The following is a 22,076-nucleotide window of genomic DNA, read 5'->3' on the forward strand; positions in this document are numbered from 1 at the left end:
CGCCGCAGCCTTCAGCGCTTCGTTGTCACAGACAGTGCCGGCTCGGTGGGGGTGCCTCGCGGATCTTGGATGATCGCGGTCGCTATAACCCCCGTAGAACTCCACGAATACGCGATAGCCGTGGCCATGACCCGCCCGGCGGTCACGCTGCGTTGCCGTCGCGTCGGGCATGCGCTCCCGGGGCTACCTTTCGCCCGATTTGCGAACTCCGCGACACGGTTAGCATGACGATTGCCCCTCGTTGGTGATCAACACCGAGCCCGAACACGTCACCCTCCACGGGCGCCCGCCGCTGCGTGTCGATTTCGGGTGCGGAGCGCGCCCCAACTCGACACGCGGGGGGCGAGACCGGCGCAGCGTGTCGACTTTCGGTGCGGAATGCGCCCCAACTCGACACGCAGGAATGGGATCGGCCTGGTGGGTGCCCCAACTCGACACGCAGGGCGGACGCCGGTGCTGGGTGTCGAGTTGGGGCTGTGTTCTGTGGGGCGGATGGGGGCGCACTGTGTGCTCCCGTGCACCGTGTACCCCGGCGCACCGTGTGCTCCCGTGCGCCCTGTGCCCCGGCGCACCGTGTGCTCCCGTGCGCCTTCACCCCGGCGCACCGTGTGCCCCTGTCCACGTGCACTCACCTTGTCGGTGGACGGCCCGTTTTGGCGGGGTTCACTCCACCTGGGTGCCGGCTACCACGGTGCCTACCACCGGCAGGTGAGGTAGGTCCTCCGGGGCGCAGTCGACCGGGTCTCCACTGAACACCGTGAAATCGGCGTCGAAGCCCGGTGCGATGCGGCCCCGGTGCCCCTGCTCGCCTGAGGCGAGCGCGGCCTGTGTCGTGAAACCCTCCAGTACCTGCAGCGCGGTCAACGCCTGCTCCGGCTGCATCGGTACGGCCGACGGCCGGTCGAAACGGCGCCGCAAACGGGCATCGGCCATGATCCAGCGGGGGTCGTAGGGCGCGATCGGCCAGTCCGAGCCCAACGCCACCACGCCACCGGCGGCGCGGATGTCGTTCCAGCGGAAGCCGTGGTCCACCCGGACATCGCCGAGCCGTACGGACCATGAATCCGAGCGGTCCGCGTTGTTGAAGCACGTGCAGTGCAGCGGCTGCATGCTTGCCGCCGCGGCGCCGTCGGCGAAGAGTTTGACCAGGTCGTCGGGGATGGTCTCGACGTGTTCGATGCGGTGCCGGGCGGTGCCGGGTGGAAGCGACGCGAAGATGTTCAGCACTTCGCGGACGGCACGGTCGCCGATCGCGTGCACGGAACAGTTGACGCCCGCCGCGTGCAGGTCGGACACGACACCGCGGAATCTGTCGAAGTCGCGCCACAGCGAGGAGAGGCCTTCGCCGCGGGTGTCGGCGTACTCCAGCCAGGCGGTGCCGCCGTCGACGGTTCCATCGACGACCAGCTTGATGCCTTCGACCCGCCAGCGCCGGCCGCCCTGTCCCAGCTTGGCGACGACATCCGGATAGGAGTCCTCGGGCATGAGCATCGGGTTGAAGCCCATCCGCAGCGGCAGTTCACCCTGTTCTTCGAGCATGGTGACGAGTTCGCGCGCCGGGTCGTGGAAGTCCATGGCGTGCAGCCCGGTGTATCCGACCGCTGCCATCCCGCGCAGCAGCGTTCGCAGCGAAGCCGCCTGAGCGGCCGCGGACGGCGTGGGAATGACCCGTTCGACCAGGTCGGAGGCATCGGATTCGAGCAGGTAGCCGGTCGGCACCCCGTCGGCGTCGACGGCGACGCGTGAACTGGAGGCGAACGAGCGAGCGCCCACAACGCCGGCCAGCTGCAGCGCGGAAGGCGACGCGATCGCCGAGTGAGCGTCATAAAGGACGATGTAAGCCGGAATCCCGTCGAGCACCGGCCCGAGAGCTGCGGCTGACGGCTCTTCGGTACCGAAGACGACCGGGTTGAGCGCCCACGCCCGCAGCCACTCCCCCGGCGCCAGCGCCGCCCGCGCCTCCTCCAGCCGCGCGCGGACCTGCGACAACTCCAGCACGTCGGTCAGGTCCACCCCGGCGGTCAGCGACAGCCCGGACACCGGGTGGCTGTGCCCGTCGACGAGTCCGGGAGTGATCACCGCATCGCCGTAGTCGATCACCCGGGAGGCGGATCCCCGCAGGTCAGCCGCGTCGCCTGCGGCGACCACAACCCCGTCTCGCACCAGCACGCCGGTGACGTCCCCTTCAGCGAGGGTACGAATACGCCGGGCGACGAACAGCACCCCGCTCATCCGCGCACCCGCACCGAAAGGCAGGTGACGCAGCCTTCGAGCTTCTCGAACTCGCTGATGTCGACGGCCACGACCCGCAGACCCCGGGCCTCGAAGATGGCAGCCGACTCAGGCGCGGCCGAGCTCATCAGCACTGTCGACGAGTCCAGCACCACCACATGAGCACCGGGCTCCTCCGGGACCTCCAGATAGGACGGAAAGATCGTCGGATCGTCAACCACTGGTCCGTACCCAATGATCGTGCCGTCCGGGAGCGCGGTGATCGCGCTCTTGAGATGCAGTGCCTTGGTGACCGGGACTGCGACGACGGTCCAGCCGCGGGGTTCGAGCAGGCCGCGCAGCTGGCCGACCGCGGCCTCGTTGGTGGTGCCGGTGAGGCCGACGTACGCGGTGGTGCCGACCTTGAGCACGTCACCGCCGTCGAGGGTGCCCTCGGTGATGGTGGCCGTCTCGAAGCCGAGCTCGCGGATCTTCTTCTCGGTCGCGACCGTCTCCGGATTGCGAGCCGGCTCGGCGGGGTTGGTGACGACGGCCAGGTCACCGAACATCACTACGGCGTCCTCGATGAAGACCGAGTCGGGCAGCGTGTCGTCGAGCTCGACGCTGACGGTGGGCCAGCCGTTCGATTCCAGCGCGGCGACGTATCCGGCCCACTGCCGGCGGGCGAGTTCGAGGTCGAGCGGCCGGCGTTCGATGAACGTGACGACACCGTCGGCGAGCGTCGCGGCAGGCGGCCGGACCAGGGCGTAACTCATGAAAGCTCCTCAGAGGCAGAGGCAGAGGCAGAAGCAGAAGCAGAAGCGGTCAGTGCGCTGTAGGTGTCGGGCCGGCGCGTGGCCAGGAACGGGAACAACGTCAGCCAGTCGGTGCGCTGCGCGAGATCCAGCGTCGCGACCAGCACGGCGTCGGCGTCGCGGGGCGCCCGCACGACAACCCGGCCGTAGGGGTCGCTGATGAACGACGAGCCGTAGAACGTGACCAGACCTTCGTTGCCCCACCGGTTCGGGACGACCATGAACAGACCGTTGGCGATGCCGTTCGCAACGATCACCTGCCGCCACAGCGGCTCGGTGTCGAAATCCGGGTGGTCCGGCTCGGAGCCGATCGCGGTCGGGTAGGCGAGCAGCTCGGCTCCGCCGAGCGAATAGGCGCGAGCCACTTCCGGGAACCATTCGTCCCAGCAGGTCGGCATGCCCAGGCGCGGCGCGCCTTCAAGATCCAATTCCCAGACCGGGTACGCGTGACCGCCCGTGCCGGGCCGGAAATACGTGTCCTCGTAATACCCCGCCGTGACGGGGATGTGCAGTTTGCGGGTCCGGCCGATGATCGTCCCGTCCGGCGCCACCAGGATGCTCGTGTTGAAGCCGAGGCCGTCGCCGTCGTCCGCCTTCTCGTACAGGGACGCGTGCACGAACAGCCCGTGCTCAGCGGCGGCCCGGGCGGCGAACGTGTAGGTCGGCCCACTCTCCAGGTCCTCCGCCAGGTCGGACGGTGTGCCGACGGGCAACGTGTCGGCGGGGTACCGCATCAGGGTCAGCTCGGGCAGGAACACTACCTTCGCCCCCTCGGCCGCGGCTGAGGCGATGCCGTCGTCCAGGACGGCGAGGTGTTCGGCCGGGTCGGCGTGCCAGCGGGTCTGCACGAGCGCGACGGTCAGCGGCCGGTCCTCGGAGCTGACCCGGGCCAGCGACGGCAATCGCGAGGCGACGATGGTCTTCATGCGTTCCCTCCGGGAAGTGCGGGCTGTTGCTGGGTGATGCAGTGGACGCCGCCGCCCCGGGCGAACAGCACCCGCGCGCCGACCGGCACGATCGTGCGGCCCGGGTATGCGCCGGCCAGGACGTCGAGGGCCTCGTCGTCGTTCGGGTCGTCGAACGAGCACGCGATGACGGCCCCGTTCACGGCGAAGTGGTTCACGTAGCTGTAGTCGACGAAACCGTGCTCGTCGGTGAGCGTCTTCGGGGCGGGCAGTTCGGTGAGCCGCAGCGGACGGCCGGCGGCGTCCACTGATGAGGCCAGCACCGAACGGATCTCGGCCATCACCGCGTGATCCGGGTGCTCCTCGCTGCGCTGGTCGTGGATCAGCACCTCACCCGGCGCGGTGAATGTCGCGACGATGTCGACGTGCCCGCGGGTCCCGTAGGTCGCGCTGTCCCGGGTCAGCCCCCGGGGCAGCCAGATCACCTTGCGGGCGCCGACCCTACGGGCCAGCTCGGCCTCCACGCCGGCCTTGGTCCAGCCCGGGTTCCGCTCCGGGTCGAGCTGCACGGTCTCGGTGACCAGGAACGTCCCCTCGCCGTCGGTGTGCAGCCCGCCGCCCTCGTTCACCAGCGCCGAGGCGATCCGGGCCGCGCCGCTGGCGGTGGTGGCGACCTCACTGGCGTACGCGTCGAACTCCCAGCGCGCCCACTCCTGCTGTCCCCAGCCGTTGAAGACCCAGTTCACCGCGCCGAGCCCGTGGTTTCCCACCACGAATGTCGGGCCGGAGTCGCGGTACCAGGCGTCGTCCAGCTCGCACTCGTGCAGCTCGATGTCGCCGGCGAGACGCCGCTGCGCCTCGGCCCGTCCTTCGGCGGTGACCAGCATCGACAGCGGTTCGTGCGCGGCCACCGCGTTGGCGACCTCGGCCCACGCCGTCCACGCCTCGTCCGCCTCGGACGGGGTGTCGCCGAGCGTGTACGCCGCCGACGGCCAGGCCATCCAGGCACGCTCGTGCGGCTCGGTCTCGGCCGGCATCCGCCAGTTCTCGTTCTGGTCAAGCCCCGGGCTCATGCGTTTCTCCAGGGCAGCTGCGGGTTGACGAAGCGGCGGACGATCGCCATGGCGGCGTCGTGGTCGATCGGGCGGTACCCGATGACGACCCGGATGGTCAGGCCGTCGAGCAGCGCCGAAACGCCCTCGACGATCGGGTCGACGTCGAGGTCGGCGGGAAGCTCGCCGCGGCCGATCGCGTACCGAAGTGTCTCGCGAAGCAGGCCCTGCCAGTCGCTCTCCAGTTCGGTGATCAGCTTGTGGAAGTCCTCGGAGTGCACCGCCTCGTTCCAGGCGCCGAGCCAGAGCAGCAGACCGCTGTCGTCCAGGCCGGTGGGCGCGCCGGTGTCGAGCAGCCACTCCCAGCGTTCCCGGCCGGACTCCATGGTCGCGAAAGCCTCGTAGATACGCGTCCGCAGATCCTGCTCGACGATCCGCATCGACGCCGTGAACAGGTCGTTCTTGGACTCGAAGTAGTAGAGCAGGTGAGCCCCGGTCATCCCGAGACTCGCGCCGATGTCGGAGAGCCGGACGTTGTGCACGCCCTGGACGCTCAGCGGGCGGATCGCCGCGCGGGCGATCTCCGCTTTCTTGCCCTGCCGTTTGGTGCTCATCGGACTGATTCCTCCGTGCTGCCGGGCAGTGTGGGCGCCGCGGCGATCAGTTCGGCGGTGTACGGGTCGGACGGTGCCGCGAACAGCTCGGCGACCGGCCCCTGCTCGACGATCCGGCCGTGGCGCATCACCACGGCGGTGTCGCACAGATAGCGAACCAGATCAAGATCGTGACTGATACAGATCAGGGTGACGCCGGTGCTGGCGCGCAGTTCGGCGAGCAGGTCCAGCACGCCGGCCTGCACGATCACGTCGAGCGCGCTGGTGGCCTCGTCGGCGATCAGCAGCTCGGGTTCGAGCGCGAGAGCACGGGCGATCGCGACCCGCTGCTTCTGCCCGCCGGAGAGGCGGTGCGGCCGGGCCTCGCGGATCTCCGCCGGCAGATGCACCAGGTCGAGCAGCTCGCCGACCCGGGCGTCGACCCGCTCGGCCGGCACGACCCTGTGCACACGCAGCATCTCGGCGAGGGTCGAGCCGACGGTGCGGGCCGGATTGAGCGTGGTGCCCGGATCCTGGAAGACCATCTGCATGGCACGCCGGGTGGCCAGGTCGCGCCGGGCGCCGAGCTCGGCGCCGCGGAAACGCACGCTGCCGGCTTGCGGCCGGTTCAACCCCAATACGGTACGCATGAGCGTCGACTTGCCCGACCCGGATTCTCCGACGATCCCGGTCGCCGAGCCCTTTTCGACGTGCAGGGTGACGTTGTCAACGGCGGTGATCGCGTGCTTGCGACGACCGAAACTGACCGTGACATTCTCGATCTCCAGCAGCGCGCTCATCGAGTCACACTCCCCAGGCTTTCGCTGCTCTCGCGGCTTTCGCGGCTCTCGCGGCTTTCGCTCTTGAGGCGGCGGCCCAGGTTGGCGGCCAGGAGCTCGGCGGTGTACTCGTGGGCCGGGGCCGCGAGGACCTCGGTGAGCACGCCGGTCTCGACCACCTCGCCGCGGCGCATCACCAGCAGCCGCTCGCTGACCGAGGCGACCACGGCCAGGTCGTGACTCACGAAGATCATCGCCATCGACCGGCGGGCGACCAGGTCCCGCAGCAGATCGAGGATCTGTGCCTGGACCCGGACGTCGAGGGCCGTGGTGGGCTCGTCACAGAGCAGCACCTCCGGTTCCGCGGCCAGCGCGGCGGCGATCATCACGCGTTGCCGCATGCCGCCGGAGAGCTCGTGCGGCCAAGCGCGCAGCCGGTCGGCGGCGCGGTCGATGCCGACCTGCTCGAAGAGCTCGGTGGCGGCGGTCAGGGCGTCCGCTTTTGATCGGCCCGGGTGGTGCCGCCGCCAGACCCGGGCGACCAGGTCACCGGCGCGCATCGTCGGGTTCAGCGCGGTCGCCGGCTCCTGGAAGACCATCGCGGTCCGCGCCGTGCAGGCGATCTCCCCGGTCGCTGTGATGCCGGCCGGGAGGATGCCGAGGATCGCGCGCAGGGTCAGGCTCTTGCCGCTGCCGGACTCCCCGACGATGCCGAGGGTCTCACCGGGCGCGAGGGCCAGATCAACGTTGTCGACCAGGGTCACGCCGTCCGCGCGTACCAGGGAAAGGCCTTTGATCTTGAGGGCGCTCATGCTCGCTTCCTCTCCTGAAGGGCGTCGCCGAGCAGGGCGAATCCGAGGGCGAGCACGGTGATCACCAGGCCGGGGACGACCGTGAGAAGTGCCTGCGTGGTGATGTACGGCTGGGCGGCGGCGATCATGCTGCCCCACTCCGGGGTGGGCTGCTGGATGCCGAATCCGAGGAACGAGAACGCCGCGAGGGCGGTCACCGCGAAGACCAGGTCCGAGGTGAGATAGATGAGCGTCTGGCGCAACGTGTTCGGCAGGACGTGCCGGACGATCACCCGGGGTGCGCCGAAGCCGGCCGTGATCGCGGCGGTGACATATTCGGTCTGCCGGATTCGCAGCACCTCGGCACGGACCAGACGGGCGTAGACCACCCAGCCCACAGCGGTGAAGCTGATCAGCAGGGATCGGACACCGGGACCGAGACTGAACACCAGGACGATCATCAGGATGTACATCGGGAACGCCTGGAGCAGGTCACTGATCCGCATCACGATCGCGTCGAACCAGCCACCGAAGTAACCGCAGATCACGCCGAGCGCGGTGCCCAGCAGACACGGCAGCAGGGTGGCGAGCGCGGCGACCGGCAGATCGATCCGGGCCGCCATCAGGATGCGGCTGAGCTGGTCACGGCCGAGTTCGTCGGTGCCGAGCAGGTGCGCCGCGGACGGGCCCTGCAGGGCCGCGACCACGTCCTGAGCGAGCGGATCGTGCGGTGCGATCCAGGGAGCGAGGATCGCGGCCAGCACGTAGAGACCCACCACGCCCGCACCGATCCAGAGCTTCGGGCCCTTCATGCGCTGATCCTCACTCTCGGGTCGACGGCCGCGTTGATCACGTCGGCGATCAGGTAGAGCGCCACCACCAGGACCGCGAAGACGATGGCGTATCCCTGCACCAGCGGGAAGTCCCTGGTGCTGGCCGCGACGACCAGGCCCTGGCCCATCCCGGGCAGTCCGAAGGCGACCTCGACGACGACAGTGCCGAAGAGGGCGTAACCGGCCTGCGCGGCCGTCACCGTGATGAGCGGCGGGACCGCGTTGCGGAGCTGGAACTGCCGGAGCAGAGCCAGGCCGCTGAATCCGAGGGTGCGGGCGGCCACCACGAACTCGGCCTCGTGCAGGTCGATCATCGTGGCCCGCAGGCTGCGGATCATCGGGGCGGTGATGCTGATCGCGACGACCACTGATGGCAGGACCATCGCGAGGGCGTACTGGCCGGGGCCGTCGCCGACGCCGGCAACCGGGAACCAGCCGGTCGGCAGGGCGATCAGCCGGATCGCCATGATCGCGACCCAGAACGTCGGCAGACCGATACCGAGCGTGCCGAGGACCCGGATCACGTGGTCCGCCGGGCCGTCCGGGCGCTTCGCCGCCAGGACCGCCAGCGGAACCGTGACCAGCAGGGCGAGCAGCACACCGGCGATCGCCACGGTCAGCGTGACGGGCAGCTGGGCGACGATCTGGTCGGCGACGGGCTGACCGGTTTTGAACGAGGTACCGAAATCGCCCTGGAGGATCTGCACCACGTAGTGGGCGTACCTCTCCCAGATCGGCTGGTCCAGGCCGAGCTCGTGGGCGATCCGGGCGACCTCGGCCTCCGGGGCCCGCGGGCCGGCGACCATCCGTGCGGGGTCGCCGGGCGCGAGGCTGAGCAGGAGCATGACCAGGAAGAGGATGCCCAGCAGCAGCGGGATGAGGCTGATCGCGCGGCGGGCGACGAAGGCGTACCGGCCCATCGTCAGTTCTTCCAGACGGTGTCGAGGTAGTAGGTGCCCCACGGGGTGACGTGGGCGTCGTGCACGACGTCGCGCTGGCCTTCCAGCGCCGAGGTGTGCGCGAGAGCCACGAACGGGGCCTGCTCGAACCAGATGTCCTGAAGTTTCGTGACGGCGGCCTTCTTCTTCGCCGTGTCGGTGGTGGCGGCGTAATCGGTCAGCGCCGTGATGGCGTCGTCGGCGGGCAGGCCGGTGAACATCGTGGAGGTGCCGGCCACGTACCAGGCCGGGTCGGCGACGTCCGGGGAGATCGCGTTGTAGCTGAAGATGCCGAGCTGGTATTCACCGCTGCTCTCGGCGGCGAAGGCGGTGGCGCTGTCGGCGGACTGCAGGGTGACGGTGATGCCGACGGCGGCCAGGTTCTGCTGGATGATCTGGGCCATCAGGGTGGAGCTGGGGTCGTTCGGGTAGACGAGGGACAGCGTCTTCGCCTGGCCCTTGAGCAGCTCCGTGGACTTCGCGGCGTCCAGCGTGAAGTACGGCTGGCTCGGCGCGGCCCAGTTCAGGCTGTTCGTGGGCAGGGCGCCGGTCGGTGCCACGCCGTACCCCTTGAGCGCGCTCTGGCTGATCGCGGCGTAGTCGATCGCGTACGCGATGGCCTGCCGGGTTGCCACGTCGGCGAGGGCCGGGTCCTTCGTGTTCATCAGCAGCACCGGCGTGAGGTGCTGCGGCTGCGCCTTGACCTGGTCCTTCGGCAGCGTCGCGGCGGTCACCGGCATGATCTCGTCGGCCATGTCGAGCTGACCGGACCGCATCTGCAGGGTGATCGAGTTGGGGTCACTCGCGTACGTGCTGACGACCTTGTCGAGGTACGGGCCGCCGTCGCGGTAGTAGTCCGGGTTCTTGGTCAGCACCACCTGGCCGTTGGCACTCCACTCCGACACGGTGAACGCGCCGGCGCCGATCGGCTTCTGCCAGTACTCCGCGGCGGTACGCCCGCCGAAGTCCTCCGGCACGACGCCCGCGGTGGCCCAGGAGAGGAACGCGGCCAGCGCGGTGTCCGGCGCGGCCAGCGTCATCTCGATGGTCTTGTCGTCGACGACCTTGGTGCTCGCGATGCTGGCGTAGGTGGCGCCGTAGTTCGCGCCCGCCTGCCAGGTCTTCACCGAGAACGCCACGTCGTCGGCGGTCACCGGCTTGCCGTCGCTGAACTTCGCGTCGGCGTCCAGCTTCACCGTCAGCACGGTGTCGCCCTTGCTGTACTCCCAGGACTCGGCGAGGCCCGGCTCAAGTCCGGTGCCGTCCTCGGTGGTCCGGATCAGCGGCTCGATCACGGCCTGCGAGATCTGGTACGAGGAGTTCAGCGTCTCCTTGTCGAGTTCGAAGCCTTCGAACGGGTTCGAGCGGACCACGTTGAGGGTGCCGCCCGCCTTCGGGGTGGTGGAGTCGCCGCTCGCTTCACCGGCGCCGGCACCACCGCAGGCGGTGACCGAGGCGAGCAGAGCGAGGGTTAGAGCAGCGGTGATGGCAGGACGCTTCATCGGCACCTCAAAATTTGAGTCGCGTTCAAACTTGCGATCAAACTAGGAGCGGGTTCGCGTCGCCGGGAAGATCCAGTAGCGCAACGTCATGGGGGTTTAACGGCCGTGAAACGCAGCGACCCGCGCCACCGTGGACGGTGGCGCGGGTCGTTTTGGCGTACTTTATTGGTCTTTTTATTGGTCTTGATCGGGGGTTTCCTGGCGCTTTTTGAGGCGTCGCTGCTCCAGCCGGCGCCACCGCTCGTAGACCTCGGCGGCGGCCGCCTTCGGATCCGTCACGCGGCCCGCCTGCCACTGCCGGGGCAGGAACGACTCGGCGCCCAGCCAGAGAAGCTCACTCATCGGCACCGTCCCGCCGTGCAGCCGCATCAGCTCGGCCGAGACCTCGGTCGCGTGCTCGCTCCGCCGCCACATCTCCACCGGCGAACTGCCGTTCAACAGCTCGTCGCGATCGTCCGGGTGCAGTTCCATGAGAGTCCTCCGCCGTGGTCCATCCGGCGCGAAACCGCAGGTCACCACGCCGGAGCGGCAAGAATCCGCGTCGCGCTGCCCGATGTCAAGTTCTTGTCAGCGACGGAACGCTTTCTCCAGATCCTCCTCTGCGATCCCGCGTGCCTTGAAGGTCGTGGTGCCCGAGTCGAGCAGTTCGCGGGCGGCGTCCCGCAACGCCCCATATGCCGCCCAGGCCAGTCCGCCGCCGATCGAGACCCGGCGCACGCCGAGCTCGGTCAGCTGCGGGACGCTCAGGCCGCCGGCCACGGCCAGGACGTTGACCGGCGCGTTCACCGACTCCACGACCCGGCCGATGTCGTCGCGCTCGCGCAGGCCCGGGGCGTAGACCACGTCGGCGCCGGCGTCGCGGTACGCCCGGAGGCGGTCGATCGTTTCGTCGAGGTCGGTGTTTCCGTACAGAAAGTTCTCGGCACGGGCGGTGAGCACGATGCCGTGCCGGGCCGCCGCGCTCGCGGCCGCCGCCACCCGCTCGGCGCTGACCTCCAGGGACTCGATCCGATCCGTGGCCGGGTCGTAGTCCTCGATCGAGATGCCTGCGGCACCCGCCTCGGCGAGCAGGTCGACAGTCTCGGCGATGCCGTCCGCGGTGTCGGCGAAGCAGCGCTCGGCGTCCACGTTCACCGGGATGCGCACCGCCGCCGTCAGTGCCGCGACGTGCGCGACCAGCTCGTCGCGGGTCACCTCCTGGTCGAGCTTGCCGAGCGAGGCGGCCAGCCCGGACGAGGTGGTGGCGAGAGCCGGGAAGCCGTAGCTTTCGAGCAGCAGGCCGGAGCCGGTGTCCCACGGGTTCGGAAGAATGAAGGTGCCGGCCTGATGCAGCGCACGGAAGCGTTCGCGGACGTTCGTCATGGCGTTCACGTTAGGCTCTGCGCCGTGTCATCCTTGCGCTCGCTCACTGAACAGGTCCGTGTGTTCGCTGTCGAGCGGGACTGGGAGCAGTTCCACACCCCGAAGAACCTGGCGATGGCGCTGGCCGGCGAGGTGGGCGAGCTGCTGGCCGAGTTCCAGTGGCTGACACCCGAGCAGTCGGCGGCCGTGATGAGCGACCCGGTGCTGGGCCCCCGGGTCCGGGCCGAGCTGGGCGACGTGATGATCTATCTGGTCCGGCTGGCGGATGTACTGGGCGTGGACCCGCTGCAGGCGGCCGAGTCCAAGCTGGCCGAGTCGGGACGGCGTTACACAGTGGAGGCCGCGAAGGCCTCAGCCACCAAAATCCCCCAGCCCTAGCCGCCCCGCCCCAGCGCCCCGCCGGGTCGACATGGCTGAGCCGTCACCCAGCGTCCTTCCCAGTCCAGCTGTACGCCACGGTCGCCGTAGGTGACAGCCGCCAGCCGTACGCGACAGCCGCCATGGCTGCGCCAGCCATTGGTCGTTCGGCTGGCGCTCACGGTCGTGTTTTCGGCCTGCGGACGACCCTGAGCGCCGGCCGGCTCAGGGCCGGGTCGGTGTCGCTGCTCGGCGGCGAGCTTGCCGCGGGCGAGCCGTAGCTCAGATACGTCATCGGACCCGGATTACATGTCTGAGCTACGGCTCGCCACGAAAGGTCGGCCGGCCGGGTGCGGGAGTGGGCCGGGTCGTGGGCGCGCTGCCTGCTTTCGCGGGGCTGGGTGGGGAACCTCCGGCCCGGCTCTGTTGCCACGGTTAGTAGATGTCTCGGCGGTAGCGTTTTTCGGCTGCCAGCTGTTTCAGGTAGGTGGTTGCTGCCTCTGGGGACAGGCGGCCGTGGTTCACCGCTATGTCGTGCAGGGCCTGGTCCACGTCGCGGGCCATCCGGCTGGCGTCGCCGCAGACGTAAATAAAAGCGCCGTCCTGCAGCCAGGACCACAGGTGGGCGCCCTGTTCCCGCATGCGGTCCTGTACGTAGATCTTGGTGCGCTGGTCTCGGGAGAAGGCCAGGTCCAGGCGGGTCAGGGTTCCTGACTCCTGCAAGGCGGACAGCTCCTGCTCGTAGTAGAAGTCAGTCGCCCGGCGTTGTTCGCCGAAGAAGAGCCAGTTCGGGGCGGTGGCGCCGGTTGCCTGGCGTTCCTCCAGGAAGCCTACGAACGGCGCGACGCCGGTGCCCGGACCGATCATGATCATGGGGGTGGACGGGTCGGAGGGCGGGCGGAAGTGCGGGGACCGCTGCACGAACACCGGGACCTCGGCGCCTGCCGGGGCGTCTGCCAGGTGGGTGGAGCAGACGCCTTTGCGACGGCCGTAGCGGACCACGGAAACCGTCAGGCTCACTCTGTCCGGGTCGACCAGCGGTGTCGAGCTGATCGAATACAGGCGCGGCTGGAGGCGTTTCAGGACGCTCAGCCACTCCTCCGCGGTCGCTGTGACCGGGTGTTCGGCCAGCAGGTCGGCTATCTGGCGGCCCCAGGTCCACTTCGCCAGCTCGCCCTTGTTGTCCGGTCGGAGCAGGGTCTTCAGCTGGGCGGCTCCGGCTCGTTCGGCGGTGAAGCGCAGCAGGTCGGTGGTGATGCGGGTGATGTCGAGACGGCTGGACAGGGCCTCGCCCAGCGTCATGCCGAGCGAGACCTCGGTCGAGGGTGACAACCCGGTCAGGGACAGCCACTCGGTGACCAGGTCCGGACAGTTGACCGGCCAGACGCCTAGCGCGTCGCCCGCCTGGTAATCCAGCCGGCCCTCGGTCGCGAACGTGAACCGGCGTACCTCCTTCGCCGACCCGGGCAGGCTGAGCAACCGGTTCCCGGCCAGGGTGGACGTCAGCGGTTTCGCCTTGGTGTGCGCGACGGGTGGCGGGGCGGTCAGGGCGGCCGTGACCGAATCCAGCCAGCCGGTCGCGGTGTCGGAGAAGTCCGGCTCGCAGTCGGCGCGCGGCGCGAGGCGGACCGCGCCCAGCTCGGCGAGGCGTTCGTCGAGGCGGCGGCCGTGGCCGCAGAAATCGTCGTAGCTGGAATCGCCGAATGCCAGCACCGCGTATCGGCGGCCGTCGAGGCGTGGCGCGGCCGCATCGGCGAGCGAGCGCCAGAATTCGGCGCCGTTGTCGGGAGCGTCCCCGTCGCCGAAAGTGCTCGTGACCAACAGCAGATCGGCGCCGGGTTCGAGCAGTTCGCCGGCGGCCGAATCCATGCCGAGAACGCTGATCTGCCGACCGGTCGGTGCGAGCCTTCCGGCCAATTCGCGCGCGAATTCCTCGGCGTTGCCGGTCTGCGACGCCCAGAGAATCTGCAGGCGGCCCGCCGCCGGCGCAACGACTGGCGGCCTTTCCACGGCAGCGGCCGCCGCCATCAGCCCGTTGATCCACATGGCCGTGCCGCGGTCGAACGGCGCGTTGTCCGGCAGCAGTGGTGGCGAGGGCCGGCCCGCCGGCACCCCGGCCAGGAATCCGGAGAGATATCGCCGCTGGTCGTCGTCGAGCACCGGCGGCGTGGGGTCGAGCCCCAGCATCTCGTGCAGCCCACCGGCCGGCAGAGCAGGAGAGACGAACGAAGCAGGAAGAACGGGATCAGGCGCGGCCACCCGGGTCAGCGACACCGCGCAGATCTTCAGCTCCGGCTGGAACGACAGCGGATCAACCGCGTCGCTGGTCACCGCGTTGACGCTGACGTATTCGCCGAACAGGTCGTTCCAGTGGAACGGCGCGAAGCAGTTGCCGGGCGCGACCCGGTCGGTGAGCACCGCGGGCAGCACGGCCCGCCCGCGCCGGGAGGCGATCTCCACCTTGTCGCCGGCCGCGATGCCGTGCCGGTCGGCGTCGTCCGGGTGGATCTCGACGAACGGGCCCGGGTTGAGCTTGTTCAGCTTGGCGATCTTCGCGGTCTTGGTGAGTGTGTGCCACTGGTGCTGCAGGCGGCCGGTGTTCAGCACGAACGGGAAGTCGTCGTCGGGCATCTCGGCGGCGTCCAGGTGCGGGCGGGCGTGGAAGACCGCCTTGCCGTCCGGGGTGGCGAACCGCAGTCCGCGCTCGGCGTCGAGATAGCGGATCGGGTTGCGGTCCGGTCCGCCGACAGCCGCCGGCCACTGCACGGGACCGTCGCTCAGACGCTCGTAGCTGACACCCCTCAGGTCGTACCCGGTCTGTGGGTTGGAAAAGGTTTTGATCTCTTCGAGGATCTCGGCGGCACTGGTGTAGGTGAAGGCGTGCGCGTAACCCATCTCGGCGGCGACGCGCGCGATCAGCTGCCAGTCGGGGAGGGCCGCGCCGGGCGCGTCGGCGGCGGGGTGGATCAGCGAGAGCGAGCGTTCCGAATTGATCATGATGCCGTCGGTCTCCGACCACATCGCCGCGGGCAGGGCGATGTCGGCATAGGCGTTCGTCTCGGTCTCGGCGAAGGCGTCCTGGGTGATAACGAGTTCGGCGGCTTCGAGGCCGGCGATCACGGTCCGGCGGTTGCCGACCGACGCGACCGGGTTGGTGCAGACGATCCAGCAGGCCTTGATCCGGCCGTCGGCCATCTGCTCGAACATGTCGACGGTGCCCTTGCCGACCTCGGTGCGCAGCGTGCCGGCCGGCACGTCCCAGACCCGCTCGGTGAACTCGCGGTCGGCCGGGACCAGCACCGATCGCTGTCCGGGCAAGCCCGGACCCATATAACCCATCTCTCGCCCACCCATGGCGTTCGGCTGCCCGGTCAGAGAGAAAGGCCCACTTCCGGTACGACAGATCGCGCCGGTCGCCAGGTGCAGATCGCAGATCACGTTGGTGTTCCAGGTGCCGTGAGTGCTCTGGTTGAGACCCATGGTCCAGAGGGTCATCCAGTTGCCGGCCGCGCCGATCCACGCGGCGGCGGTGCGGATGTCGGCCTCCGGGATGCCGGTGATCTCGGCGACCCGGTCCGGCGGGTATTCGGCGAGCAGCGGCGGCATCGCCTCCCATCCGGTGGTGTGCGCGTCGATGAAATCGCGATTTTTCGGCACAAGGTTCAGCAGGCCGTTCAGAAACGCCAGGTCGGTCCCCGGCGTGATCTGCAGGAACAGATCCGCTTTGGCGGCCGTCGCGGTCCGCCGCGGGTCGACGACGATCAGCTTCGCGCCGGCCTTGACCCGTTCCATCATCCGCAGGAACAGGATCGGGTGGCAGTCCGCCATGTTCGAGCCGATCACCAGGAACACGTCGGCGTGGTCCAGGTCGTCGTACGATCCGGGCGGCCCGTCGGCGCCGAGCGACAGCTTGTATCCGGTGCCGGCGCTCGCCATGCACAGCCGCGAGTTCGACTCGATGTTGTTCGTGCCGATATAGCCCTTGACCAGCTTGTTCGCCAGGTACTGCGCTTCCAGGGTCATCTGGCCGGAGACGTACATGGCGAAGGCGTCCGGGCCGTGCTCGTCGATGATGGCGCGCAGCCGCCGGGCGGTCTCGGTGATGGCGGCGTCGACGCTCGTGCGCTCGGGTTCGGCGCCGCGCCGGGGCCGGATCAGCCCCGTGTCCAGCCGGCCCGGCGCGGCGAGCAGTTCGAGGCTGGTGGCGCCCTTGGTGCAGAGCCGGCCGGCGTTGGCGGGGTGCGCCTTGTCGCCGCTGACCTTGAGGACCCGGCGGCCCTCCACCTCGAGGACGATGCCGCAACCGACGCCGCAGTACCCGCACACGGTCTTCACCTGGGTCAGATCGGCAGGCACACGCACCCCTTTCGAAGCTCGACAGGGTTCACGCTTTCAAGCCGCGGTTTCCGGTCCGTCAACAGAGACGTGTGTACCTGATTACCCGGACGTCACTATGCCCGGGACCAGGTTGTGAGCCGCTGCGGGTTCGGGGCGGCCGAAGTGGTAACCCTGCAGCAGGTCGAACCCGATCGCGGCCAGGGTCTCGGCGGTCCGGCTGTCCTCGACACCCTCGGCGACCAGGGTGAGGCCGAGGCCGTTCGCCATCCGGGCCACCGCTTCGACGATCACCCGTTCCTGCGGCTCGTGCACCCGCATGACGAACGAGCGATCCAGTTTCAGCTCGTCGAGCGGCAGCCGGGTGAGCAGCTCCAGGGAGGTGTAACCGGTGCCGAAATCGTCCATCGCGATGCGTACGCCCATGGCCCGGATCGCTCTGAGCCGGTCGGCGCTCTGGTCCGGACGGGTCATCACGGCGCTCTCGGTGACCTCGACGATCAGTGCCTCGGGTGGCAGGCCGGAGCGTTCCAGCAGGCGTTCCACGATCGCGACGATGCCCTCGGAGGCGAGCACCGGCGCGGCCAGGTTCACCGCGACCGGCATGGTCCGGCCGGCGCGGTGCCAGCAGGCCGCCTGCCCGATGGCTTCGGCGAGAACCGCCTCGGTGAGCGGGTGGATGACATCGGAGAGCTCGGCGCGGGGCAGGAACGAGCGTGGTGACAGCAGGCCGCGTTCCGGGTGGGCCCAGCGGACCAGGGCCTCATATGACGCGACCTGGCCGGAGCGGGCGTGCACCAGCGGCTGGTAGTGCAGCACCAGCTCGTGGTTGGCGATGGCCGAACGCAGGTCGGTCTCCATGCCCAGGTCGGCGACGTCGGCGACGGCGGTCTCCCGGGCCCAGACCTCGACCCGGGTGCGGTCGCGTTTGGCCAGGTACATGGCGGCGTCGGCCCGGGCCAGGAGCTCGTCGAGGCCGGCTTCTCCCTCGGCGATGCCGACGGCGGCCTCCACGGTGATCGGCACCCCGGCCACGTGAAACGGTCCCTCGATGGCACGCAGCAGATCCCGGCCGGCGTCGGCGAGCGGACCTGCCGGCCATCCATCGGCGGTGCGGATCACGAATTCGTCGCCGCCCAGGCGGTACGCCGGGGCCGGAGCGCAGGCCGCGCTCAACGCGGACGCCACATGACGCAGCAGCTCGTCACCGCGGGCGTGTCCGAGAGCGTCGTTGATCTCCTTGAAGCGATTCAGGTCGATCAAAAAGAGCGCACCCGGCACGACCGCGCCCGGCGAAGCCAGCTTGCGGCGGTTGCCGAGCCCGGTCAGCTCGTCGGTGAAGGCCATCGCGGCATATCGGCCGCTCAGGTACTCGACGAGCGGGCCGACCGGGGCGAGCCCCAGAGTGCCGTCGTCGAAGGCGACAACGATGGGGTTCGACTTGCGGTGGTCGGGCCGGCCGATCGCCACCCGGGCCGCGTCGTCCCAGGTCGTCGCGGCGGGCAGGACGAGGGCCGGCTCACCGATGACGGCACGCAGCGGGCGGCGGTGCAGAAGCGCCCGGCCGTAACCGAGACGGCCGGCCAGCAGCACATCCAGACGGGCGCGGGCGACGAGGTGATGGACGCCGTCCACGACCGTGACGACACCGAGCATCCCCGGGTCGGCTTGGACCAGCCCTTCGATCTCGCCCATCGCCGTGTCCGCGTCGACCACGGCGGCGGAAACCGCCAGATCAGCGAGGGCCGGCTCACCCATTCAGAACCCCCGCACGACGACGATGGAGATCGAATTATGCACGCCGCGTCTTACTCCACGGTTACCCCGACGGTGTCCGATGTGGTCCCGTCCGCGAGCTGAATCCGGAACTCGTACCGATGGGTGCCCACCAGCATGGTCTTGTCGAAGCGGTCGCCGCTCACCGGGAACGGGTCGGTCTGCCACTGCTCCCCGGCGGTGGCGTCGCGCACCTGGATCCGATACAGCGTGCCGGGCCTGGTCTCCTTCCAGGTCACGATCACTGCTCCGGGGCCGTCGCTGCGGGCGGCCAGCCCGGTCGGCAGGGCCGAGGGGATCTGGGCTTTCACCGCCTTGGACTGCGGGCCGACGCCGCCGTCGCTGAACGCGGCGACGGTGAACTCGTACTGATGTCCGTCGACGAGGCCGTGCACGGTGGCCTTGGTGCCCTCGGCCGGGATCTCCTCGCGGGTGAACTCGCGTTCGCCGGCGGTCAGGTCCTTGCGGAAGATCCAGTACCAGTTCGAGCCGGTGGTCCGCCAGGTCAGCTCGACCTGCCCGGCGGCCGGGTCGGCTTTGAGCCGGGTGGGCGCCTCGTCCGGCGCGGCCAGCTTGGCGGTGGCCCGTACGGTCGGCGACCGCTCACCCACCCCGCCGGAGTTGACGGCCGCGACGGTGAACTCGTACTCGTGGCCGTGCACCAGCCGGCCGGTGCCGAACGTGGTGCCGTCGGCGATGCCGGGCGGTCCGTAATCGCCGCCGTCGGTGAGGTCGCGCCGGAACACCTGGTACGAGAGTCCGGGCGCCACCTGCGGCCAGGTGAGCCGGATCGAGCCGTCGGACCGGGCCTCGGCGCTGGGCTGCCCGGGCGCCGGCGGTTTCGCGACGATCGGGGTGACCCGGGTCGGCGACGACGGCTTGCTGTCCCCGCCGCCGCCGACGGCGACCAGGGTGATGTCGTACTCGTGGCCGGAGCTCAGCGGGCCGATGGTGGCGCTCTTGCCCGGATAGGTGCCGGCCGAGACGGCCTTGTCCTGCCCGGCTGTCGTGTCGCGATGGAAGATCTTGAAGAGCTGCACGAACGCGATCGACTCCCAGCGGATCGTGACCCGGCCGTCGGGCAGGGTCTCCACCTGCGGTGCGGCCGGGGCGGACGGCGGTGGCACGGTCGCCCGCATGGTCGACGGCGCGGACAGCGCGCTCTCGCCGCCGTCGGCGTCGACGGCGGTCACCGCGAACTCGTAGTCGTGCCCGTTCACCAGGAAGTCGGTACGGAAACTGGTGGCACCGCCCGGGGTTTCGACAAGGCGTACGAAATGGGTCTGTCCGTCGGAGATGTCGCGCCGGTAGATGCGGTAGGTGATGTCGTCGCCCTTGACCGGCTGCCAGGCGAGGCTCGCGACGCCGGCGCCGTCGGGCGTGGCGGCCAGGCCTTCCGGCACGTCCGGGCCCTCGTCCGACGAGCCGTCGAGCGGCCACTCGATCTCGAAGAAGCGCGGGCGATAGATGCTGGCGTCGCCGTAGGTGACCGCCTCGTCCAGGTTGTTCACGTTGTACGAGATCAGCAGCCGGCCGGGCCGGGCCAGATCGGGGTGCAGGTCGGCGTCGTAGACGATGTGCCCGTCGGCGACCTCGGGCGCGGTGAACAGATAGTGCGGCCCGCCGAACGGCCCGGTCGGCGACTCCGCGGTGTACGCCACGAACTCCGAGCTGAACGTCAGATTGTTCTCGTGGGTGACCAGGACGTACCGGCCGCCGATCTTGCGCATGCCGTAGTTGGTGCCGACGCCGCTGATCAGCCGCGCCGACTTGTCCTCGGCGGTCGTCCACTCGGCGCCGGTCCAGAACTCCCACGGCTGGGTCAGGTCGGTGCCGCGGACCCGGGCCACGTGGGCGAACTTCATGTCGCCGGCGACCTCGGTGCCGTAGACGTAGGTGAACTCGCCGTCCGGCATCACCTCGGAACCCCACGAGATGCGGGTGCCCAGCGGCAGGTCCCGGACCGGACCGGTGGTGAGGTCGGGAAGTCCGAAAGTGGCAAGCGTGGTGCCGGTCAGCCGGTGGTCCAGCGGGCCGGCGCCGGACCGCTTGTACCGGTTCACCAGGACCTGCACCGACTCGCCGGTGACCACGGCGTCGCCGACCCAGGCGAAATCGGCGTCCTTGCCGGCCGGGACGAGCGAGGTCGGCGCGGCCGAGGTGCCGCCGTACCGCAGCGGGCCCAGCTCGGCGCCGGTCTGCGTGATGGCCGAGCTGTTGATCAGGCCGGAGGTGCGCGGCCGGGAGCCGTCCGCACCGGGCTTGCCGAGGAACGTGTCCGAGAAGAGCCAGAGGATCCGGCCGTCGGGCAGTGTCACCGACGCGGTCCGGTCGGCGCCCAGCCAGGTGCCCGACGTGTCGCCGTACGTCTGGAACATCGTGGTCAGCTGCTCGGCCGGAAACCCGCCGCCGTCCTCGGGTGGATCCTCGTCACCCCAGGTGGCCGCCGCCGCGGTCCCACCGATCAGTGCGGCCACCACGAGACCACCGAGAACCCGGCGTGTCACCTTCTTCAAAATTCCGACCCCCGTCGTTCCTTACTCGACGGAGAGACTCTCATGATTGGATCGCACTTCGGTAACGGATGTCCGGACACGTGCTATTACCAGCGCTCCGGTGACGGTCAGCGCGAGCACCGCGGCACCCAGCGCACCTGCCGCGATACCCGGCACGGTGTGCGGCAGGAAGAGCCAGGTCCCGAGGACGAACAACGCCGTCACCACCCACAGCGGAGCGGACGGCCAGCGGGCCTCGGCGGCGACCTGAGCATTGATCAGCATGAAGACCAGCCCGTAGCAGGCACCGGTCGCCGCGAAGATCCACGCGTACCGGCCCATCTCCACATAGTCCGGGCCACCGGCCAGCCCGAACGCCAGCCCACCGGCCAGCGCCGACGCGGCCACCAGGAACACGCCGCAGCCGCCGACCACGAGCAGCCCCAGCCGCAGCGTGCGCCGATTGCCCTGCGCCAGCCGCGGCAGCGCCAGGATGGTCACCACCTGCGGCGCCCAGAGCGCGCCCTTGGTCAGAACAGTGCCGACCGCGTAGGCGCCGGACAGATCCGGCGACAGGAAACGCCTGGCCAGCAGCAGATCGGCATAAGAGACCACGAGCATCGCGAGGGTCGCTCCCCCTGCCGTGAGCACGGCCCGCAGCGGCAGAGCCTCACCTTCCTTGGGTACGCCCGGACGACGCGCCAGCAGATGCAGGACGGGCAGTGCGAGGACGGCGGTGACGGCACCGAGCAGCAGCGACGTGGTCAGCCCGAGTCCGGTGGCCAGGCCGAGCACCACGCCGCCGTACCGGCCGCCGGAGACCACAGCGATGCCCGCCGCCAGGGGCAGGAACCGCTGGTCGCCCTGCATCTCGCCGAGCCAGCGCCCGGCCGCGACCACGCCGACCGTGGAGATCGCGGCGAACGCCGTAGCGGGTGCCCGCAGGTCCAGCACGACGACGGCGATCGGCATCACGAACAGCAGCGCGCAGGCGGTGCCGAGCACGGTGTAGAAGGCGGACCGGGCGGTCGGCACCGGCCCGGACCGGGCCCGGTGCACGGCCACCGCGATCTGCAGCCCGGTGCTGGCGACCCCGGCGATCGCGGTCATCGCGAGCAGGGTGGCGAGCGCGCTGAGATCCGCCGGGCTGAGCTGCCGCGCACCGAGCACGGGTACGACGTACGCCAGCGCGTTGGCCAGCACACCCGCCCCGGTGACGGCCAGTCCGGCCGTTCCTATCCCACTGCTCTTCGCCATCCTGCTTGTCCTGTTCCTGTCCCCGTTGTGTGTACGGTGTCGCCGTGCCGCGCTCATGCTAGAGACGCGATCTTG

General features: G+C 69.7%; 17 protein-coding genes. 1 reads left to right on the plus strand and 16 read right to left on the minus strand.

The window, feature by feature from the left end; translation table 11 throughout:
• Positions 1–663 precede the first annotated feature (663 nt).
• The 12 genes from B0I29_RS02995 to B0I29_RS03050 form a co-directional block, all read right to left on the minus strand.
• Positions 664–2,232, minus strand: a complete 1,569-nt coding sequence (locus tag B0I29_RS02995; RefSeq protein WP_111647221.1) for an amidohydrolase — start codon at positions 2,230–2,232, stop codon at positions 664–666.
• Positions 2,229–2,987 (minus strand): dimethylargininase, encoded by a 759-nt coding sequence (gene ddaH / locus B0I29_RS03000; RefSeq protein WP_111647222.1) that lies wholly within the window; start codon positions 2,985–2,987, stop codon positions 2,229–2,231. Before ddaH ends, B0I29_RS02995 begins: the two co-directional genes overlap by 4 nt.
• On the minus strand, positions 2,984–3,952 hold the full coding sequence (locus B0I29_RS03005; RefSeq protein ID WP_111647223.1) for a nitrilase-related carbon-nitrogen hydrolase: 969 nt from the start codon (positions 3,950–3,952) through the stop codon (positions 2,984–2,986). Before B0I29_RS03005 ends, ddaH begins: the two co-directional genes overlap by 4 nt.
• The gene (locus B0I29_RS03010; protein WP_220091264.1) at positions 3,949–5,004 is read right to left on the minus strand and encodes an agmatine deiminase family protein; all 1,056 of its coding nucleotides are present in this window, start codon (positions 5,002–5,004) and stop codon (positions 3,949–3,951) included. Before B0I29_RS03010 ends, B0I29_RS03005 begins: the two co-directional genes overlap by 4 nt.
• Positions 5,001–5,597 (minus strand): TetR/AcrR family transcriptional regulator, encoded by a 597-nt coding sequence (locus B0I29_RS03015; protein ID WP_111647224.1) that lies wholly within the window; start codon positions 5,595–5,597, stop codon positions 5,001–5,003. Before B0I29_RS03015 ends, B0I29_RS03010 begins: the two co-directional genes overlap by 4 nt.
• The gene (locus B0I29_RS03020; RefSeq protein ID WP_111647225.1) at positions 5,594–6,376 is read right to left on the minus strand and encodes an ABC transporter ATP-binding protein; all 783 of its coding nucleotides are present in this window, start codon (positions 6,374–6,376) and stop codon (positions 5,594–5,596) included. Before B0I29_RS03020 ends, B0I29_RS03015 begins: the two co-directional genes overlap by 4 nt.
• On the minus strand, positions 6,373–7,167 hold the full coding sequence (locus B0I29_RS03025) for an ABC transporter ATP-binding protein (RefSeq protein WP_111647226.1): 795 nt from the start codon (positions 7,165–7,167) through the stop codon (positions 6,373–6,375). Before B0I29_RS03025 ends, B0I29_RS03020 begins: the two co-directional genes overlap by 4 nt.
• Positions 7,164–7,958 carry an ABC transporter permease gene (locus B0I29_RS03030; protein WP_111647227.1) on the minus strand — a complete coding sequence of 265 codons (795 nt, stop codon included), beginning with the start codon at positions 7,956–7,958 and terminating at the stop codon, positions 7,164–7,166. The genes B0I29_RS03025 and B0I29_RS03030 overlap by 4 nt, the downstream gene beginning before the upstream one ends.
• Positions 7,955–8,899, minus strand: coding sequence for an ABC transporter permease (locus B0I29_RS03035; protein WP_111647228.1), 945 nt, complete (start codon positions 8,897–8,899; stop codon positions 7,955–7,957). Before B0I29_RS03035 ends, B0I29_RS03030 begins: the two co-directional genes overlap by 4 nt.
• A 2-nt stretch (positions 8,900–8,901) precedes the next feature.
• Positions 8,902–10,419: an ABC transporter substrate-binding protein gene (locus B0I29_RS03040; protein WP_146616700.1), complete on the minus strand. Its 1,518-nt coding sequence runs from the start codon at positions 10,417–10,419 to the stop codon at positions 8,902–8,904.
• A gap of 174 nt (positions 10,420–10,593) precedes the next feature.
• Positions 10,594–10,890 carry a hypothetical protein gene (locus tag B0I29_RS03045; protein ID WP_111647230.1) on the minus strand — a complete coding sequence of 99 codons (297 nt, stop codon included), beginning with the start codon at positions 10,888–10,890 and terminating at the stop codon, positions 10,594–10,596.
• A 96-nt stretch (positions 10,891–10,986) separates the two neighbouring features.
• Positions 10,987–11,781 (minus strand): isocitrate lyase/PEP mutase family protein, encoded by a 795-nt coding sequence (locus tag B0I29_RS03050; RefSeq protein ID WP_111647364.1) that lies wholly within the window; start codon positions 11,779–11,781, stop codon positions 10,987–10,989.
• A gap of 24 nt (positions 11,782–11,805) precedes the next feature.
• Here B0I29_RS03050 and B0I29_RS03055 point away from each other — a divergent pair, with 24 nt between their 5' ends.
• Positions 11,806–12,159 carry a nucleotide pyrophosphohydrolase gene (locus B0I29_RS03055; RefSeq protein ID WP_220091265.1) on the plus strand — a complete coding sequence of 118 codons (354 nt, stop codon included), beginning with the start codon at positions 11,806–11,808 and terminating at the stop codon, positions 12,157–12,159.
• Positions 12,160–12,573: 414 nt separating this feature from the next.
• Here the strand turns inward: B0I29_RS03055 and B0I29_RS03060 are convergent, their stop codons facing one another.
• The 4 genes from B0I29_RS03060 to B0I29_RS03075 form a co-directional block, all read right to left on the minus strand.
• Positions 12,574–16,494, minus strand: coding sequence for a bifunctional nitrate reductase/sulfite reductase flavoprotein subunit alpha (locus tag B0I29_RS03060; RefSeq protein ID WP_111647366.1), 3,921 nt, complete (start codon positions 16,492–16,494; stop codon positions 12,574–12,576).
• 81 nt (positions 16,495–16,575) lie between these two features.
• Positions 16,576–18,231, minus strand: coding sequence for a putative bifunctional diguanylate cyclase/phosphodiesterase (locus B0I29_RS03065; protein WP_111647231.1), 1,656 nt, complete (start codon positions 18,229–18,231; stop codon positions 16,576–16,578).
• A gap of 50 nt (positions 18,232–18,281) precedes the next feature.
• A complete protein-coding gene (locus B0I29_RS03070) occupies positions 18,282–20,756 on the minus strand; it encodes a fibronectin type III domain-containing protein (protein WP_111647232.1) in 2,475 nt (824 codons plus the stop codon).
• Positions 20,757–20,786: 30 nt separating this feature from the next.
• A complete protein-coding gene (locus B0I29_RS03075) occupies positions 20,787–22,001 on the minus strand; it encodes a polysaccharide biosynthesis protein (protein WP_181557661.1) in 1,215 nt (404 codons plus the stop codon).
• Between the last annotated feature and the right edge of the window lie 75 nt (positions 22,002–22,076).

Source organism: Actinoplanes lutulentus (genome assembly GCF_003259845.1).
GTDB classification, from domain to species: Bacteria; Actinomycetota; Actinomycetes; order Mycobacteriales; family Micromonosporaceae; genus Actinoplanes; species Actinoplanes lutulentus.